This is a genomic window from Psychrobacter sp. UBA5136, from assembly GCF_002414005.1.
Classification (GTDB): Bacteria; Pseudomonadota; Gammaproteobacteria; order Pseudomonadales; family Moraxellaceae; genus Psychrobacter.
In genome coordinates this window covers 13,784-30,479 of record NZ_DHYG01000051.1, presented here as the reverse complement: position 1 = coordinate 30,479, position 16,696 = coordinate 13,784, and the positions used below count along the sequence as shown (strand labels likewise).

The window sequence follows — 16,696 nt, the reverse complement described above, 5'->3', positions numbered from 1 at the left end:
ATACTTTTTAGAACACCACCATATTTTTTATTTTGAATAACTTCATTAGATTTCTATTTTGTAATCATAAGTAGTATGTCACCAATAACCTTCTACTCCTATAAGGAACCCTATCTTGAATATTATTTATATTTAAGATAAAGAAGAACGGTAAAACATAAAAAAACGACCCTTTGAGGATCGTTTTTTTTGTATAGGACTTATAACTTATATTAACATTGGTAATCTTAGTTAAAATCTTGCTTAGCTTGATAAGATAGTTTCACACCAAGCGCAAAACCATCATTGTCTTCAAAATTACTAACGACAGCTTTAGTAGGAATTTGTCCTTTAGCATCACCGAACCATAAGTATTTACCGCCGGCAGAAATAGCCCAGTTTTTAGTGAGGTTATATTTTGCACCTAGACCAGCACTATAATAGCCTTCGATAGGACCTAAAGAAGTGACTGGATTGCCAGCGCCACTATCCCAACCAATATTACTAGTTACTGCTAATGCTGGGGTTAAGCGTTTAGCCAAGCCAAGCTCTACTAACCACTGGTCTTTATCATAGCTAACCAGTGATAAGTTACTAGCTTGATTATATAATGGTGGCACAATTTCAAAATCACTCCACGGTACCCAGCGTACTTTAGCTGTCGCTAGAGTCGTCGGATTAATACCAGTTTGAAAATCAAAATTTACTGATTTAGGTGTAGTAATATCAATTTCACCAACTCTATTTGGATTCTTTTGTTGAAGAGCCAGTGCTGGGAAGCTTTCTGAAATGGGTAAGGTATGGTCGATTTCTGAACGATAGGTCAAGGCTGCTTGTAAGGCTATTTCAGGCTTGCTATAGGCAACACCTGCTAGCCAACCATAATCTTGAGCAGCGCTTATATGGGTTGTATAACCATCTGCTTGACCATAAGCTTTACCACGCAATTTTACATCAGCTTGTACACGTTGGGCTACTGGACCACCATATATTTGAAACTCTTTATTTTCACCAAATTTTGCACCAAGAATACCAGTTAAATTTTCGGTACGTACTTCAACATTGGTCGCTTCCCCGTTTGGCTGTATAAATCCCCCAAAACTAGGATTTGGCTCATGCGATACAAAGTCATTCTTACTGCTATAGTCAGCAGCTGCACCAAAAGGCTCATCATATAAGACACCAACGCTAAATGTGTCATTAATATCAGCTTTTACGCCATAGCGGAAAAAATCATAAGATTCTGCAATATCATCAATCTTATTTTGTTGAGTTGAGGTGTCTTCCCCACTAACGTCAGCATCTAGATAAGTATAAACTGCTTCAGCATACACACCATCTTGCAAAAATGCAGTGATATCTTGACCTGAACGATCAAGACCTGCCGCACTAGCGATACTAGCTGCAGAAAGAGCAGCTAAAGCTACCGTAAGAGTCTTTAAATTAAAGTTTGCGCCCATTGTGTATCTCCAAACATCCACATTGTTTCACCGCTACACCGAACTTTGTTAGGTAGACGGCATCTAAGGTGAAGGATACTAATGTGTTTTTTACATGAAAACAACCGAAAAATACATTATTTCTCTAATATGACTCAATAGTCAGTAAATGTATGCTTATGCAAAAATGCGCATATAGATTTATAAAAAATATTACCTGCGGTTTTCAACGATTTAATGGTTGGTTGCTTAATTAATAATGTGGCGGTCTATCTGCCATAATATCAAATGGCGCCACACCGCCCTCCCCGTCTTGGCTTTGCACTTGTTTATAGATAAACTGCAACTGGCGCTGCAGGGTTTGAATGTCTTTGTCTTGCCGCGTAATGACCTCATCAAGCCGTTCTACGGTAACTTCAAGATGAGATAAGTTCATCTGTAGCTCAATCACTTGAGCCTGTAAGTCGGCTTTATCGTCGAAAGGTTTTGCTTGAGTATTGGCTGAATTATTAGCTGTCGAATTTAGTTTATTCATATATTTCCCAGTACTAGATGCTATGGTGAAAGTTTTTATTAGATAGCAGGTATAAGCGTTTAAAAACACGCTTATAAAATAGTGCTTATAAGTACACTTACGCATACTATAGTTAGGCGAGCGCATGTTATACTGCTAGGAATTTTGCAACAACCCCTACCTCACTATTATATAAGCTTAAGATATTCTATGGCATTGATACATTTAAAAAATATTCACCTAGCTTTTGGCGTGGCTCCTATTCTTGATGGTATTGATTTTTCAATCAATGCCGGTGAGCGCGTTTGTCTCATTGGACGCAACGGCGAAGGTAAATCCACCCTATTTAAACTGATTAATGGCTCATTGCAGCCTGACAGCGGCGAGATTATCACCAATAGCAGCATGCGTGTCGCCATGCTTGAGCAAGACGTACCTGAGTCAAGCGGACGTATTTTGGACATCGTGATGGGCGGTAGTCGACGCACCGCTGACTTGCTCATCAATTATAATAAACAAGTCGATATGTGCGCCAATGGCGATATGGATGCTTGTGAGCGTATGGCAACCTTGCAGCATGACATTGATGCGGTACATGGCTGGGATTTAGAACGTGATGCCACGCGTCTGATTACAACGATGGGACTCGATCCAGAAGATGATTTGTCCTCTCTCTCTGGTGGCCGTAAGCGCCGTGTGCTGCTTGCCAGAGCTTTGGTGACCAAACCTGATGTGTTACTACTCGATGAGCCAACCAACCATTTAGACGTTGAAAGTATCGAATGGTTAGAGCGTTTCTTACTCGACTGGCAAGGTTTAACCTTACTATTCGTGACGCACGATAGAGCATTTGTCAATAAACTTGCAACTCGCATCGTTGAGCTTGACCGCGGCAAGCTTACCAGCTACGACGTCACCCAAGGCGCTAAAGGTTACGCGCGTTATCAAGAGTTAAAAGAGCAGCAGCTGCTCGCTGAAGAAAAAAACAATGCTAACTTTGATAAAAAATTGGCACAAGAAGAAGTTTGGATTCGCCAAGGTATCAAAGCGCGCCGTACCCGTAACGAAGGCCGTGTGCGTGAGCTAAAAGCCCTGCGTGAAGAGCGCAAAGGCCGCCGCGAGCAAGTCGGTAACGTCAATATCACCATGGGTGAAGGCGAGAAAAGCGGCAAGCTGGTTTGTAAAGTTAAGAACCTGCATCTGGAATATGATGGCAACGTCTTAGTCGACAACTTTAGCACCACAATTATGCGCGGTGATAAAATTGGTATCGTCGGTCCTAACGGCGCGGGTAAAACCACGCTAATTAAAGCCCTACTCGATATGTCTGACGATGAAGTGACCAAAACAGGCACGGTTGAGCTTGGTACCAATTTACAAATTGCCTTTTTCGATCAGCTGCGTGATCAGTTAGATCTAGAGGCCAGTGTGGCGCAAAACGTCTCAGAAGGTTCTGACTTTGTCGAAGTCGGTGGTCGCAAGACGCATATTATGAGCTATTTGCAGGACTTTTTATTTGCACCAGAGCGTGCGCGTACGCCAGTTAAGGCCTTATCAGGTGGCGAGCGTAACCGCGTACTGCTTGCCAAGCAATTATTAAAACCTGCCAATATTTTGGTACTCGATGAGCCAACCAACGATTTGGATATGGCCACCCTTGAGCTCTTAGAAGAGTCCGTTGCCAGCTTTAATGGTACGATATTACTGATCAGTCATGACCGCTCATTTATGGATAATGTCGTCACCTCTACTTGGGTATTTGACCAAGACGAAAACGGCAATGGCATTGTCAAAGAATACGTCGGCGGCTACCAAGAATACTTGATACAAAAAAACCGTGAAGAAGAAGCGAAAGCTAAGAATACTAAATCGTCTAACGATAATGCTGCTAGTAGCAAAGCTAACAATAAAGCTACGGTCGCCGCAAAGTCTAATACCGCTGCCAAAAAGCTCAACTATAATGAACAGCGTGAACTCGATAACTTACCAAAAGAGATTGCCGCGCTAGAAGCTGAGCAAACACAGCTAGAAGAAAAGCTGGCTGATGGTTCATGGTTTACCGAGGATATGGAAGCTGCTACCGCTGCCAGTGAGCGTTTACTGGTTATCGAAGATGAGATAATGACTAAACTTGAGCGTTGGAATACGCTTGAGAGTTAATGTTGTATCACTATACAATCATCAAGACAACCATCGTATTTGACACGGTCGATGGTTATAGATAGCTTACGACTACTTACAAGGGCGTGATGTGCGGAAAGTTAGTGAACATTGTCATGATTTCAAGTATCATTCCCTATTGCTGAATACCCTTATTAATTATAAGGTCATCATTCATAACAGTCTTATTCATATAAAGGTGCATTTTAAAGCAGGTTAAACATTGATAATTAAGCAGTTTTAGGCTAATTATCTTGTTTAGCGCTTTAGTGCGTCCTGTTAAGACTGCTTTATTTTTAACACAATAATTTATTTTATGACCGAAATAGCTTAGAATAGCAACAATTAGCAAAATTAGGCACAGCCAACGTGGCTTGATAATTGTCATTTTTCTAAGCCACAAACCCAGTGTGGGATAATCCCATTTCATTCACCTGGAGGAAGTATTAATGAGCCATGCCGAAGGCGTTAACGTACAACGTCGTAGAGTTCTTATTGCCTCGACTGCCGTCATTGGTGCAGCTGGGGTAGCTGCTGTGGCGACACCTTTTGTCCGCTCTTGGACCCCAAGCGCTAAAGCTGAGGCTGCAGGCGCGGCAGTAAACCAAGATATTGGTTCTATCGAAGCAGGACAAATGATTGTCGTCAAATATCGTGGCAAACCTATCTATGTAGTCAAGCGCACTGAAGATATGCTAGCAGGATTAGATGACGTCAAGCCACTATTATCTGACCCTGCTTCAGAGGAATCACTACAACCAGAATATTGTAAAAATCCTGAGCGCTCTTTATCACCAGAGGTATTGGTGGTAGAAGGCGTCTGTACACATTTAGGCTGTGCACCAAACTACCGTCCTGATGTTGGTGCAGCTGATTTAGGCGGTAATGACTGGTACGGTGGATTTTTCTGCCCCTGTCATGGTTCTAAATATGATTTAGCGGGTCGCGTTTTTAAAGGTGTACCTGCGCCGCTTAACTTACCTATCCCAGAGTACAGCATGGATGGTACCATCTTGACGATTGGGGAGGCTTAATATGAGCAGCATGGGTAAAAAGTTAATGCATTGGGTGGACGCGCGTTTTCCTGCGACTGAAACCTATGAATATCACATGTCAAAGTACTATGCACCAAAGAACTTTAACTTTTGGTACTTCTTTGGCGTGTTATCAATGGTCGTACTGGTCAACCAATTGGTGACTGGTATTTGGCTAACGATGATGTATAACCCAAGTGCCGAAGGGGCATTTGCCTCGGTTGAATACATCATGCGTGATGTCAAAGGCGGTTGGCTCATCCGCTATATGCACTCTACCGGCGCGTCAGCGTTTTTCGTGGTGGTGTATTTGCATATGTTCCGCGCCTTGCTTTATGGTTCATACCAAAAACCACGTGAGCTTATTTGGCTTATCGGTATGGGTATTTACCTAGCATTGATGGCAGAGGGTTTCTTTGGTTACCTACTCCCTTGGGGCAACATGTCATTTTGGGGCGCACAGGTTATCTTAAACTTACCTGCGGCACTGCCTGTCATTGGCGATGGTCTTGCTGAATGGGTTCGTGGCGACTATATCATCTCAGGTATTACCCTAAACCGCTTCTTTGCCTTGCACGTCGTTGCGATTCCACTCGTCCTTGTTGGCCTAGTGTTTATGCATTTGGTTGCACTGCATCACGTCGGTTCAAACAACCCTGATGGGATTGACATTAAGAAGCTAAAAGATAAAAACGGTGTGCCATTAGACGGTATCGAATTCCATCCGTACTACACAGTACATGACATGGTCGGTATTGTGGTCTTCTTTATCTGTTTCTTTGCCGTGGTATTCTTCTTCCCAGAAGGCGGCGGCTTCTTCCTTGAGCCACCAAACTTTGAAGCAGCGAATTCGCTAAAAACACCTGCACATATCGCCCCAGTATGGTACTACACACCTTTTTATGCCATCTTACGTGCGGTTCCAAGTAAACTTGGCGGTGTGATTGCGATGGGCGGTGCAATTGCTTTCTTATTCTTGATCCCATGGTTAGATAGATCACCTGTACGCTCTATTCGCTATAAAGGTATTTTATCTAAAATCGCTCTGACTATTTTTGCGATTAGCTTTTTGGTACTAGGCTACTTAGGCGCCACACCAGCGACGCCAACAGCGACAATCTTGGCACGTATCTTTACCATTCTGTATTTCTTGTTTTTCTTATTGATGCCGTTCTACACAGCTATTGAGAAGTGTAAACAGCCACCAGAACGCGTTACCGGAGGTCACTAATGAGCACGCTAATTAAATCCCTAGCTGGTCTAGGCTTAGGCGCGGCATTGACTTTGACTGCGGGTAGCGCCATGGCAGAAGGTGGATGCGGAACGTTTACCAATGCCGATGGTGTGGTAGAACACCTAGCTTGTAGCACCGCCCCTATTGATTTTACCAATAAGGGCTCGCTACAAAACGGTGCGAAGATTTTTATGAACTACTGCGCTGGGTGTCACTCAGCAAAGTATGTTCGCCACTCGCGCATTGCAAAAGACTTAGAGATACCGCCAGAGCTGGTTGAAAAGTATCTGATGGTGACCACCGATCAAATCGGTGACCACATCAATGCTGAGATTGACCCTGACGTTCAAGCATCATGGTTTGGCGCGGCGCCGCCAGACTTGTCGCTTGAAACAAGACTGCGCGGTGATGACTGGGTATACACTTACTTGTTATCATTCTATGAAGACCCAAGCCGTCCTTGGGGCTCTAATAACTTAGTGCTTGCAAACGCTGCGATGCCGCACGTTTTGCATAATATGCAAGAAGAGCTAAGTGCCGATGAATTTAAATCTGAAGTGGGCGATTTGGTTAACTATATGGCATGGATGGCTGAGCCTGTCCGTCATGACCGTAAAGTGATTGGCTTCTTTGTGATTTTATTCTTATTAGTATTATTGATTCCAGTTTATTTGCTAAATAAAGAGTACTGGAAAGACGTAAAATAAGCGCAAGCCAGAACTTTAAAATTGTCTGAGCAAAAAGTATCGTGATAATAAAAGGCACTACTTCGGTAGTGCTTTTTTATGTTTTAATCAACAGTCAGACGTTTAAGTAGCGATTAACTGTTAAATAGACAGCTCATACGTTATATTTACTTACGCTACCTTGATAAACAGAGTAACTTTGTTTACGATGACAGGCTTTACCATTAACATTAGGCTACCATGATTGATGCGAATGACATTCCAAGTAGTCAGCTGATTTTGTACGCTGATGATGGCTACGACAGTCATGTGGTACGCCTGCTACTTGAAGAAAAAAAGCTTGCTTATTACTTGTCGCTTTTGCATTCTGAGCGTCCTGAAGATTTAACTGAGCTAAACCCCTATCATACCCTCCCTGTACTGCAACAGCGTGAGATTGCGCTCTATGAGATTAACGTTATCTTTGAATATCTAGAGGAGCGTTATCATGCCAATAAACTACTGCCAGATACGCCGCAAGAACGCGCCCAGTTTCGTCAGTTAGCATGGCGTATTCAGCATGATTGGTTGGTGCTCGGCAAGCGTTTATTGATGCATCCCGACAGTTTTAACAAAACGCAAGCCGCTTTAGCAAAAAAACAGCTAAGCGATTCACTGATTACCTTATCACCCCTATTTTCCCACAAGCCGTACTTTATGGCCGATGAATTTGGCTGGTGCGATGTACTATTAGCGCCTCTGTTATGGCGGTTAGAAGAGATGGGCATTGAGCTGCCACGTGCTATTAGTCGTCCTTTATTGGACTATCAAAAGCGGGTCTTTGAGCGTGACAGCTTTCAAAAAAGTGTGCGTTAATTAGACAACCGCCAAGCGCTCCCTTAAAATAGACGCTACTATAGAGTGGCTATATAGTGAATGATTTTTATAAACATCATGCTGCCGCAAACAACTCACTAAGCACTATTAATAACCATCAATAAGGAAACCAAGAGATGAGCGAAGAATTCACGTCTATTACCCCAACACGTCCCTATATGGTGCGTGCGCTATATCAATGGATAGAGGATAACGCGCTCACGCCGTACCTGATGGTAGACGCCACCGCTGACAACGTGCAAATTCCTAGAGAACACGTACAAGACGGCCGTATCGTGCTCAATATCGCCAGCCGTGCCACGGGTAATATGAGCATGGGCAATGACTATATCCATTTTAGTGCGCGCTTTGGCGGGGTATCTCAAGAGATATGGGTGCCACTACAGGCCGTGATGGGAATCTATGCCAAAGAAAACTCGCAAGGGATGTTTTTTGACCCCAATGAATACGATGATTATGTCCCTGAAGAAGATGCAACCGCTGTCTCTAAGAAAAGCACTGCCGCCCCTAAACCCAAACGCGATAATAAAGCTGGGTTAAAAGTCTTAAAATAATATTTGTATAAAGTATATTCTAAATAAAAAAAGCGGGTCGTACTTACTACGACCCGCTTTTTTTATTTTTAATCTACAAGGCTTCCGCTTTAAACCGTTAAGTTTTAGGCACTTAAGCTCTTAACCTTATGTTCTTGGCAGTGTCACACCGCGTTGACCTTGGTATTTACCGCCGCGATCTTTATAACTGGTTTCGCAGACATCATCGGCATCACTTTGGAAAAACAGCATTTGTGCCACGCCTTCACCCGCATAAATACGCGCTGGTAAGTTAGTGGTATTACTAAACTCTAAGGTCACATGCCCTTCCCACTCAGGCTCAAGTGGCGTCACGTTGACGATGATACCGCAGCGCGCATAGGTTGACTTGCCAAGGCAAATCGTCAATACATCGCGTGGAATGCGAAAATACTCCACGGTACGCGCAAGTGCAAATGAGTTTGGCGGAATGATACATTCGTCACCAACGATATCGATAAAGCTTTTTTCATCGAAGTTTTTAGGGTCGACGACGACTGAATGTACGTTGGTAAAAACTTTGAATTCGGGCGCGCAGCGTACGTCATAACCATAGCTTGATGTGCCATAGCTCACCAGACGATCGCCTGCATCATTAAAACGTACTTGACCTGGCTCGTATGGCTCAATCATGCCGTGTTCTTCAGCCATTTTACGAATCCAGCGGTCAGACTTGATAGACATTATTGTTCCTCAGCAAATTTTTAATAGCGACGATTATACGGAATTGGCGCATCAATTTATAGAGTAATCATAAAATTGCTTAAGCGGGTTTTTTAAACTACTTAGCTTAGTTGTCGATTAAAAAATCCGCTTATCATCGACAGGTTTGGCAAATTTATTGATATTGGCTTCGATATTTTTAACAATGCTTAGATAATATTGAGCAAATTCATCATCCGCTAACACGCTCGGCTCACCTTTATCCACTTGGGCGCGAATACCACTGGCCAGCGGCAACTGACCTAATAGCGGTACATGATATTGCTCAGCGATTTTTTCGCCGCCGCCCGTACCAAAAATCGCTTCGGTATGATTACAATTGCTACACGTATGCAGCGCCATATTTTCAACCACGCCAAGTACCGGAATATTGGTTTTGTTAAACATCTCGATGCCCTTTTGCGCATCAAGTAGCGCAATGTGCTGCGGCGTCGTCACAATCACCGCACCCGTCACCGGAATACGCTGCGCCAATGTCAGCTGAATATCGCCGGTACCAGGCGGCATGTCAATGACTAAGTAATCTAGCTGCGGCCAATTGGTTTGGTTATAAAGCTGCATCAAGGCGCCAGTGGCTTTTGGACCGCGCCACGCCACAGGTGTGTTATCGTCATCAAGCAAGCTACCAATCGATAACATTGCCAGACCGTGCGCATCAATAGGCACAAACTGCTCGTTTTCTAGCTCAGGCTTTACCGTATCTACGCCCAGCATACTCGGCATACTCGGCCCATAAATATCGGCGTCAAGCACGCCAACACGATTGCCTAACTTCTGTAAAGCCAAAGCGATATTGACGGTGGTGGTCGATTTACCAACGCCGCCTTTACCCGACGCCACAACGATAATATGACGGATACGCGGATGCGGCGTCAGTGAGGCTTGCGTCGGAGCCGCTTTAGTAATGGGCGGTTCGGTCTGATTGCTGCTATCGGCATTTGCAGAGGATTTAGTCTGCTTTTCCATCGCGTTGGTGGTTTTTGGCATCGCCTTTGGTAGGGTCGAGCCCGCGCCTTTTGCTGGAGCCGGCAAGCGTACATTCATATGAATGACTCTAATACCATGCGGATGCAGTAGATTGCCTAGCTCTTGTTGAATGGTCTCAGGGTCGCTATCTTGTGGTAGGCGTAAATCCAAAGTCAGCTGATCACCATCGCGCTCCAGCCCCGTCACCATCGTAGCCAGACTGCTATTACCCACATGATAATTTAGCAATACTTGATCAACAGCGCTATCACGAGCGGCCTGCTGCTGCGGGGTTTCGGATTTCGAAGATGCTCTTTTTTTTATAAAATTAAACATAGCTACCTCTACTACCTATATCGATGGTTAGATTTGGCAAATTAAATGAGTGCTTATTAAACAGTTACTTATTAAATAATTACTTTTTGAAAAAAAACTGGCTTAAAAAGCTTTTGCCAAATAGATTTATACAGCTAGTGTAGCTCAATGCGCGCTATAAAAAAACCACACTGGCAGTAGGTGTGAGGGCCAAAGACGCTACTGGGCTTTTATGTCAGTCGTACTTTATTAGATGGGCTAACCAATCGGTAAAAACCTTGAGGCGATAAATAAATAAATCAGCACGCCCGACGCATCACTGATCGAGGTAATCAAAGGTGCACTGGCAGTCGCAGGGTCAAAACCGAGCTTATTGAGTACAAAAGGCAGACTCATACCAATCACACTACCAATCATGACCACCGACAGCATACTTAGTGCGAGCACTAACGAGACGACGGCATCCCCGCGCACATAACCGATAAGGGCAATCGCCACTGCCATAGTCGCGCCAAGCAGTAGTGCAACCAAGGCTTCGCGACCAAGAAGTGAAAACCAATCTCGCATCACCACATCGCCCGTCGCTAACGCACGTACCATCAAAGTTGCCGACTGTGAGCCTGCGTTACCGCCACTATCAACAAGTAAGGGTAAGAAAAATACCAATACTAAGTTTGCCGCAATGACATCTTCAAAGTTGGCAATACTCAGACCCGACAGCAGGTTGCCGAATACTAAAAACACCAGCCAAAAGACACGCTTACGATATAGAAGGGTAATACTGACATCTTTTAAGCGGCCAACCATGGTTGAGACACCGCCTGACTTATGAAAGTCATCGGTAGCTTCAGCGCTGGCCACGTCCATCGCATCATCGTGGGTGACAATACCCACCAACGCCCCACTCGCATCGGTAATGGGTAAAGAAATCAAATCATAACGGGCGATCATTTTAGCGACGTCTTCTTGATCGTCATCGACCTCACAAGATATGACCGAGCTGACCATAATGTCATGAACCATCTGCTCAGGTGACGATAAAATAAGCACCCTTAACGACACCACGCCTAATAGCTTACGCGCCTCATCGATTACATAGGCATGATAAATGGTTTCGGCATCGGGCGCTTCTAAACGCAGCGCATCCAAGGCTTCAGAGACAGTCATATCGGCGCCCAAGGTTGCATAATCAGAGCTCATCAAGGCACCAGCAGTGCCTTCTTCATAAGCCGATAATCTGCGAATATCCTCACGCTTCGCTTGCGCTAAGGCGGGTAATAACACGTCGCGTTGGTCTTGGCTCAGGCGCTTATACAAGTCGGTGCGCTCATCAGACGGCATCTCCCCGACTATCTTAGCTAAAATAGCCCGAGGAAATGCATAAGCGAGCGCCACTTGACTATCAGCATCTAAATAAGCAAATATCGTCGAGCGATTGGGCAGATGGGCGAGGAGCTGCCAGGCAAGTTTGGGTTCAATAAGCGCTAGCACATCGGCTATATCAATGGGCCGCAGTTCTTGAATCTCTTCAATTGCCTCCTCATACTGCTGTCGTTCGATAGCACGGCTTAGTTTCTCGGCATACGTCAACGCTAAGTCTTTGTTTTTCATTATTTTTTACTCCGTGCAGCGTAAACTAAGGCAATAGACGCTCATAAAAAAGAGCCAATGCGATTGGCTCAAGTTATCATAAAATCAAATCCTAATGGATTGGTGTTTTATAAGCAAGCTAATGATGCTTAAACCAATAAAACAACCAGTTAATAAAACACTCTATTAGTTCATAAACCAACCATGACTAGCAACGATAGACTGCCCAGTAAAGACATTGCTTGGAAAAGCCGCTAAAAATAACGCTAATTGGGCAATATCATCAACTGTCGTGAATTCTTTGTCGACGGTATTGACTAGCATGATATCATTGACCACAGACACTTCACTGATGCCTTTTTCTGCCGCTTGCTGCGGGATTTGTTTTTCAACTAAGGGCGTTTTTACAAACCCAGGACAAATCACATGCGCACGTACATTATGCTGCGCCCCTTCTTTTGCTAATACACGGCACAAACCAAGTAGCCCATGCTTAGCCGTAACGTATGGTGCTTTGTATAGCGATGCTTCATGCGAATGTACTGAGCCCATATAAATGACCGTCCCACCTTTATCGTCTTTATACATGTGTTGCACAGCCGCTTTGGTCGTTAAAAATGCCCCATCTAGATGAATAGCGAGCATTTTTCTCCAGTCATCAAACGCCATTTTATTAATAGGAGCAATTACTTGAATGCCAGCATTGGAAACTAGAATATCTATACCACCAAAAGTATCCACTAAATGCTGTACACCAGCGTTTACCCCATCCTCTGAGGTCACATCCATAGCAATCGCGAGTGCGCGACCTCCAGCTGTTAGAATAGCATCAACGGTTTGCTGCGCAGCTTCAATGTTGATATCAGCAATACCAACCGCTGCGCCTGCTTTAGCATAAGTCTCAGCAATGTCACGTCCGATGCCACTTGCTGCCCCTGTCACTAAAGCAACCTTTCCTGTCAAATCCTGTTGTAATCTAGACGCCATAATTCATCCTTGTAATTATTTCATTGAGTCATGAAATAGAGATATAAAACGTATTAGTTACTGATTTCTCTCTATCAATTTCTCACTACTGAAGAATGGTCACTGGCGTTTTTTCTTGCAATTCATCAAAGCTTACGCCGTCAGCCAACTCAACCAATTTGAGACCATTGTTCGTGACGTCTAATACCGCAAGCTCGGTGATAATGCGATCAACGACGCCTTTACCCGTTAATGGTAGCTCGCAATTGGCTAAGATTTTTGGATCGCCGTGCTTGTTGACTTGCTCCATTAATACAATCACGCGCTGTACGCCAGCAACCAAATCCATCGCGCCGCCCATTCCTTTGACCATCTTTTTGGGTATCATCCAGTTAGCCAAATCTCCTTTTTCTGACACTTCCATCGCGCCCAATATAGCAAGATTTACATGACCGCCGCGTATCATCGCAAACGACTCTGAACTACTGAAATAACTGGCACCCGGTTCGGTGGTGACGGTTTGCTTGCCTGCATTAATCAAATCCGCATCGACGTTTTCTTCGGTTGGAAACTCGCCGATACCAAGTAGACCATTTTCCGATTGCAACCAAACATCGACGCCTTTAGGAATATAATTTGCGACCAAGGTCGGTAAACCGATTCCTAGATTGACATAATAGCCATCTTTTAACTCTTGCGCGGCGCGCTGTGCCATTTGCTCTCTTGTCCATGCCATGGTAATTTCCTTATTTTTTACAAAACCTATTATTATTTATTCACTGAAACCTTAACAATTTATCCATTTAAGCGCTTGTAGCTGCTACTTTAGTGGTCGTTTTTTCGATACGTTTTTCGGGGTTACTGTTTAAGACAATACGTTGGACAAAGATACCCGGTAGATGAATTTCATCAGGGTCGAGTGTGCCAATCTCTACGATTTCTTCGACTTCAACAATCGTAATTTTGCCAGCCATGGCGCAGTCTGGATTAAAGTTACGCGCTGTTTTATTAAAAATTAAGTTGCCCGCCTTATCTGCTTTTTGTGCTTTGATCAATGCCACATCAGCACGCAAGGTATGCTCAAGCACATAGGTGCGACCATCAAACTCGCGCGTCTCCTTGCCCTCAGCAACTTTGGTTCCCACACCCGTCGCCGTATAAAACGCTGGAATACCAGCACCGCCCGAACGTAGCTTTTCAGCCAAGGTTCCTTGCGGTGTCAGCTCAACCTCTAGCTCGCCTGATAAGTATTGACGCTCAAACTCTTTATTTTCACCGACATACGATGAAATCATCTTTTTAATTTGCCGCGTTTGCAGGAGCAAACCGAGACCAAAATCGTCAACGCCGGCGTTATTACTGATACAGGTTAATTCCTTTACTCCGCTATCACGCAGCGCTTCAATCAGCGCCTCCGGAATGCCGCACAGGCCAAACCCGCCAATAGCAAGAGTTTGTCCGTCACTCACGACGCCTTTTAACGCCTCTGCGGCGCTGCTATATACTTTTGATTGACTCATGCTCATCTCCTTGCAAGTCAAATTTTTGTATTTTAGGGTAGTTAATACTTCTCACTGCATGATGCAACTAACATCATGACAACTCTTGTCTTGCCAATAAATAGACACACAGACACTAAAAATCAATACAGTGTGTATCGATATATCTTATTTAAAATTCTTATGCTAACTTAACATATTATTCTCGCAGCGACTAGAGAATACCATAAGGAAATGGAAGTAGTACTTAGTGCTTGGCTACTTAATAATAGCGATATAACTATCGCCCTTACACTCACCTTTTGTTATTAAAATCCTAACAAGTGAGTCTATAGACGTTTTATTGAGCAGTCACAGCAAACGTTATCTATTCACAATTTAAATTAGCCAAGGAGAGGCGTGCATGTTTAGCACACTTGCTATTATCACTACTTTATTATTACTAATGTTCTTTGCTTATCGCGGTTATTCTGTGCTGGTTTTGGCACCGATTATGGCGATGTTGGCCGTGTTACTTTCAGGTGATTTTTTAAGCAGTATTCCCGCTTATACCGATGTTTTTATGGGCGCCTTAAGTGGGTTTTTGCTCAAGTTTTTTCCTATTTTCTTACTAGGAGCGTTATTTGGGCGTTTGATGGCAGACTCTGGGGCGGCAACAGCCATTGCTAATACGGTTGTAGAAAAGCTCGGTGCTAGTAAAGCTATTTTGGCAGTTATCTTAGTTTGTGCCATCTTAACTTACGGCGGTGTGTCATTATTTGTCGTGGCATTTGCCATTTACCCCATCGCCAAAGATTTATTTAAGGCGGCTGATATTCCTAAGCGCTTGATTCCAGCAGCGATTGCGTTAGGTTCGTTTACCTTTACCATGACAGCATTGCCGGGCACGCCAGCCATTCAGAATGCGATTCCTATCCCTTATTACAATACCAACGTCTTTGCCGCGCCTATTTTGGGTATTATTGGCGGTCTTATCATGTTCTTCTGTGGTTGGTTGTGGTTACAATCACGAGCCAAAAAAGCCAACGCGTTAGGTGAAGGCTACGGCCAGCATGACGAAAGTGATGTGGGCAGTATTGGTAGCACAACAGCAGAAACCAATTTGGTAAGCACACATCACACCTCATTTACAGTTGCTATGATTCCATTGGTACTGGTGATTGGCTTAAACGCTTTACTGACTTATTTTATCTTTCCCTCTATGGATTTCAGTGGTCTACAGACTCAGTTTCCGGACTTAAATATCGCAGGCTCACTTGGTTTATGGTCGATTATCATCTCACTAGTTGTGGCTTGTGTGGTATTAATTGTACTGCGTATCGGCCACTGGAATAACCTTAAAAAGACCATTAATCGTGGTACTTATGATTCAATGTTGCCGATTTTTAATACGGCATCAGAAGTAGGTTATGGCGCTGTTATTGCTTCATTAGCAGGTTTTCTTATTATTCGTGATAGTATTTTAAACCTAACGCCCGGCAATCCACTTATCTCAGAAGCGGTGGCGATGACTACGCTCGCTGGTATTACAGGTTCATCTTCTGGTGGTTTGAGCATCGCCTTATCAACGTTAGGGGACGATTATCTAAGAATGGCGGTCGCAGCTGGTATTGATCCAGAACTCATGCACCGAGTCGCTGTAATGGCGGCTGGCGGTTTGGATACCTTGCCACATAGTGGTGCGGTCATTACCCTACTGGCAATTTGCGGTTTGACCCATAAGCAATCGTATCTAAACGTCGCCATGGTCACCATAGTGATTCCACTTATTGCGGTGATTGCTATTATCCTTTTAGGTACGGTGTTTGGTTCGTTTTAAAGATATTAAAATGCTAAAAGCAGACTTTAAATAGCACTTTTAGACACCATAGAAACTTACTTTTTTATAAACCACACTCATTACACCCACTTAGCAAATTGCTTGGTGGGTTTTTATTGTGCTGCCTTTTGATAAGTATTGATTTCTATTAACCTCTATATAAGTTATCACTCGTCATACCGTGCAGGTTTAGGGCTACTATATGATGAATGAGCACATTAATTACCAAGGTAATATCACAAATTTGGCCGAATTACGGTATCATAGGCACACTTTTTTAATTTCTATTGATAACCAACCCGTTTATACAAAAATATAGGTGAT

At 43.7% G+C, this 16,696-nt stretch carries 15 protein-coding genes; 7 read left to right on the top strand and 8 right to left on the bottom strand.

The features are described from left to right. Positions 1-227: 227 nt before the first annotated feature. Both B4240_RS07270 and B4240_RS07265 read right to left on the bottom strand, forming a co-directional pair. On the bottom strand, positions 228-1,439 hold the full coding sequence (locus B4240_RS07270; RefSeq protein ID WP_296237877.1) for an OmpP1/FadL family transporter: 1,212 nt from the start codon (positions 1,437-1,439) through the stop codon (positions 228-230). Positions 1,440-1,671: 232 nt separating this feature from the next. Further along, the gene (locus B4240_RS07265; RefSeq protein ID WP_296237875.1) at positions 1,672-1,953 is read right to left on the bottom strand and encodes a SlyX family protein; all 282 of its coding nucleotides are present in this window, start codon (positions 1,951-1,953) and stop codon (positions 1,672-1,674) included. 189 nt (positions 1,954-2,142) lie between these two features. On the opposite strand from B4240_RS07265, the gene B4240_RS07260 reads away from it, so the two are divergent. From B4240_RS07260 to B4240_RS07235, 6 genes are all read left to right on the top strand, one after another. After that, entirely contained in the window at positions 2,143-4,092 is a 1,950-nt protein-coding gene (locus B4240_RS07260) for an ATP-binding cassette domain-containing protein (protein ID WP_296237873.1), read from the top strand. 449 nt (positions 4,093-4,541) lie between these two features. Beyond that, positions 4,542-5,126 carry a ubiquinol-cytochrome c reductase iron-sulfur subunit gene (gene petA, locus B4240_RS07255; RefSeq protein ID WP_296237871.1) on the top strand — a complete coding sequence of 195 codons (585 nt, stop codon included), beginning with the start codon at positions 4,542-4,544 and terminating at the stop codon, positions 5,124-5,126. Positions 5,127-5,136: 10 nt separating this feature from the next. Then, positions 5,137-6,357: a cytochrome b gene (locus tag B4240_RS07250; RefSeq protein ID WP_414707104.1), complete on the top strand. Its 1,221-nt coding sequence runs from the start codon at positions 5,137-5,139 to the stop codon at positions 6,355-6,357. Next, positions 6,357-7,067: a cytochrome c1 gene (locus B4240_RS07245; protein ID WP_296237869.1), complete on the top strand. Its 711-nt coding sequence runs from the start codon at positions 6,357-6,359 to the stop codon at positions 7,065-7,067. The genes B4240_RS07250 and B4240_RS07245 overlap by 1 nt, the downstream gene beginning before the upstream one ends. Before the next feature lie 219 nt (positions 7,068-7,286). Further along, positions 7,287-7,901 carry a glutathione S-transferase N-terminal domain-containing protein gene (locus B4240_RS07240; RefSeq protein ID WP_296237867.1) on the top strand — a complete coding sequence of 205 codons (615 nt, stop codon included), beginning with the start codon at positions 7,287-7,289 and terminating at the stop codon, positions 7,899-7,901. A gap of 137 nt (positions 7,902-8,038) precedes the next feature. Beyond that, on the top strand, positions 8,039-8,476 hold the full coding sequence (locus tag B4240_RS07235; RefSeq protein ID WP_296237866.1) for a ClpXP protease specificity-enhancing factor: 438 nt from the start codon (positions 8,039-8,041) through the stop codon (positions 8,474-8,476). A gap of 126 nt (positions 8,477-8,602) precedes the next feature. On the opposite strand, the gene dcd is transcribed toward B4240_RS07235, so the two are convergent. The 6 genes from dcd to B4240_RS07205 form a co-directional block, all read right to left on the bottom strand. Then, on the bottom strand, positions 8,603-9,178 hold the full coding sequence (gene dcd / locus B4240_RS07230; protein WP_296237864.1) for a dCTP deaminase: 576 nt from the start codon (positions 9,176-9,178) through the stop codon (positions 8,603-8,605). 117 nt (positions 9,179-9,295) lie between these two features. Next, the gene (gene apbC, locus B4240_RS07225) at positions 9,296-10,519 is read right to left on the bottom strand and encodes an iron-sulfur cluster carrier protein ApbC (RefSeq protein ID WP_296237862.1); all 1,224 of its coding nucleotides are present in this window, start codon (positions 10,517-10,519) and stop codon (positions 9,296-9,298) included. Positions 10,520-10,756: 237 nt separating this feature from the next. Beyond that, positions 10,757-12,109 carry a magnesium transporter gene (mgtE, locus tag B4240_RS07220; protein ID WP_296237860.1) on the bottom strand — a complete coding sequence of 451 codons (1,353 nt, stop codon included), beginning with the start codon at positions 12,107-12,109 and terminating at the stop codon, positions 10,757-10,759. Positions 12,110-12,274: 165 nt separating this feature from the next. Then, positions 12,275-13,075, bottom strand: a complete 801-nt coding sequence (locus tag B4240_RS07215) for a 3-hydroxybutyrate dehydrogenase (RefSeq protein ID WP_296237858.1) — start codon at positions 13,073-13,075, stop codon at positions 12,275-12,277. Between the two features lie 85 nt (positions 13,076-13,160). After that, positions 13,161-13,790: a CoA transferase subunit B gene (locus B4240_RS07210; RefSeq protein ID WP_296237856.1), complete on the bottom strand. Its 630-nt coding sequence runs from the start codon at positions 13,788-13,790 to the stop codon at positions 13,161-13,163. Between the two features lie 67 nt (positions 13,791-13,857). Further along, positions 13,858-14,574 carry a CoA transferase subunit A gene (locus tag B4240_RS07205; protein ID WP_296237855.1) on the bottom strand — a complete coding sequence of 239 codons (717 nt, stop codon included), beginning with the start codon at positions 14,572-14,574 and terminating at the stop codon, positions 13,858-13,860. A 382-nt stretch (positions 14,575-14,956) separates the two neighbouring features. On the opposite strand from B4240_RS07205, the gene B4240_RS07200 reads away from it, so the two are divergent. Next, positions 14,957-16,372 carry a GntP family permease gene (locus B4240_RS07200; RefSeq protein ID WP_296237854.1) on the top strand — a complete coding sequence of 472 codons (1,416 nt, stop codon included), beginning with the start codon at positions 14,957-14,959 and terminating at the stop codon, positions 16,370-16,372. The last annotated feature ends 324 nt before the right edge of the window (positions 16,373-16,696 follow it).

What these genes read in the sequence shown, in the direction of transcription:
- B4240_RS07235 (WP_296237866.1), top strand. Translation starts at nt 8,039, where the DNA reads ATGAGCGAAGAATTCACGTCTATTACCCCAACACGTCCCTATATGGTG.
- dcd (WP_296237864.1), bottom strand. Translation starts at nt 9,178, where the DNA reads ATGTCTATCAAGTCTGACCGCTGGATTCGTAAAATGGCTGAAGAACAC.
- B4240_RS07265 (WP_296237875.1), bottom strand. Translation starts at nt 1,953, where the DNA reads ATGAATAAACTAAATTCGACAGCTAATAATTCAGCCAATACTCAAGCA.
- B4240_RS07210 (WP_296237856.1), bottom strand. Translation starts at nt 13,790, where the DNA reads ATGGCATGGACAAGAGAGCAAATGGCACAGCGCGCCGCGCAAGAGTTA.
- mgtE (WP_296237860.1), bottom strand. Translation starts at nt 12,109, where the DNA reads ATGAAAAACAAAGACTTAGCGTTGACGTATGCCGAGAAACTAAGCCGT.
- B4240_RS07215 (WP_296237858.1), bottom strand. Translation starts at nt 13,075, where the DNA reads ATGGCGTCTAGATTACAACAGGATTTGACAGGAAAGGTTGCTTTAGTG.
- B4240_RS07245 (WP_296237869.1), top strand. Translation starts at nt 6,357, where the DNA reads ATGAGCACGCTAATTAAATCCCTAGCTGGTCTAGGCTTAGGCGCGGCA.
- B4240_RS07270 (WP_296237877.1), bottom strand. Translation starts at nt 1,439, where the DNA reads ATGGGCGCAAACTTTAATTTAAAGACTCTTACGGTAGCTTTAGCTGCT.
- B4240_RS07200 (WP_296237854.1), top strand. Translation starts at nt 14,957, where the DNA reads ATGTTTAGCACACTTGCTATTATCACTACTTTATTATTACTAATGTTC.
- B4240_RS07260 (WP_296237873.1), top strand. Translation starts at nt 2,143, where the DNA reads ATGGCATTGATACATTTAAAAAATATTCACCTAGCTTTTGGCGTGGCT.
- B4240_RS07205 (WP_296237855.1), bottom strand. Translation starts at nt 14,574, where the DNA reads ATGAGTCAATCAAAAGTATATAGCAGCGCCGCAGAGGCGTTAAAAGGC.
- B4240_RS07240 (WP_296237867.1), top strand. Translation starts at nt 7,287, where the DNA reads ATGATTGATGCGAATGACATTCCAAGTAGTCAGCTGATTTTGTACGCT.
- B4240_RS07250 (WP_414707104.1), top strand. Translation starts at nt 5,137, where the DNA reads ATGGGTAAAAAGTTAATGCATTGGGTGGACGCGCGTTTTCCTGCGACT.
- apbC (WP_296237862.1), bottom strand. Translation starts at nt 10,519, where the DNA reads ATGTTTAATTTTATAAAAAAAAGAGCATCTTCGAAATCCGAAACCCCG.
- petA (WP_296237871.1), top strand. Translation starts at nt 4,542, where the DNA reads ATGAGCCATGCCGAAGGCGTTAACGTACAACGTCGTAGAGTTCTTATT.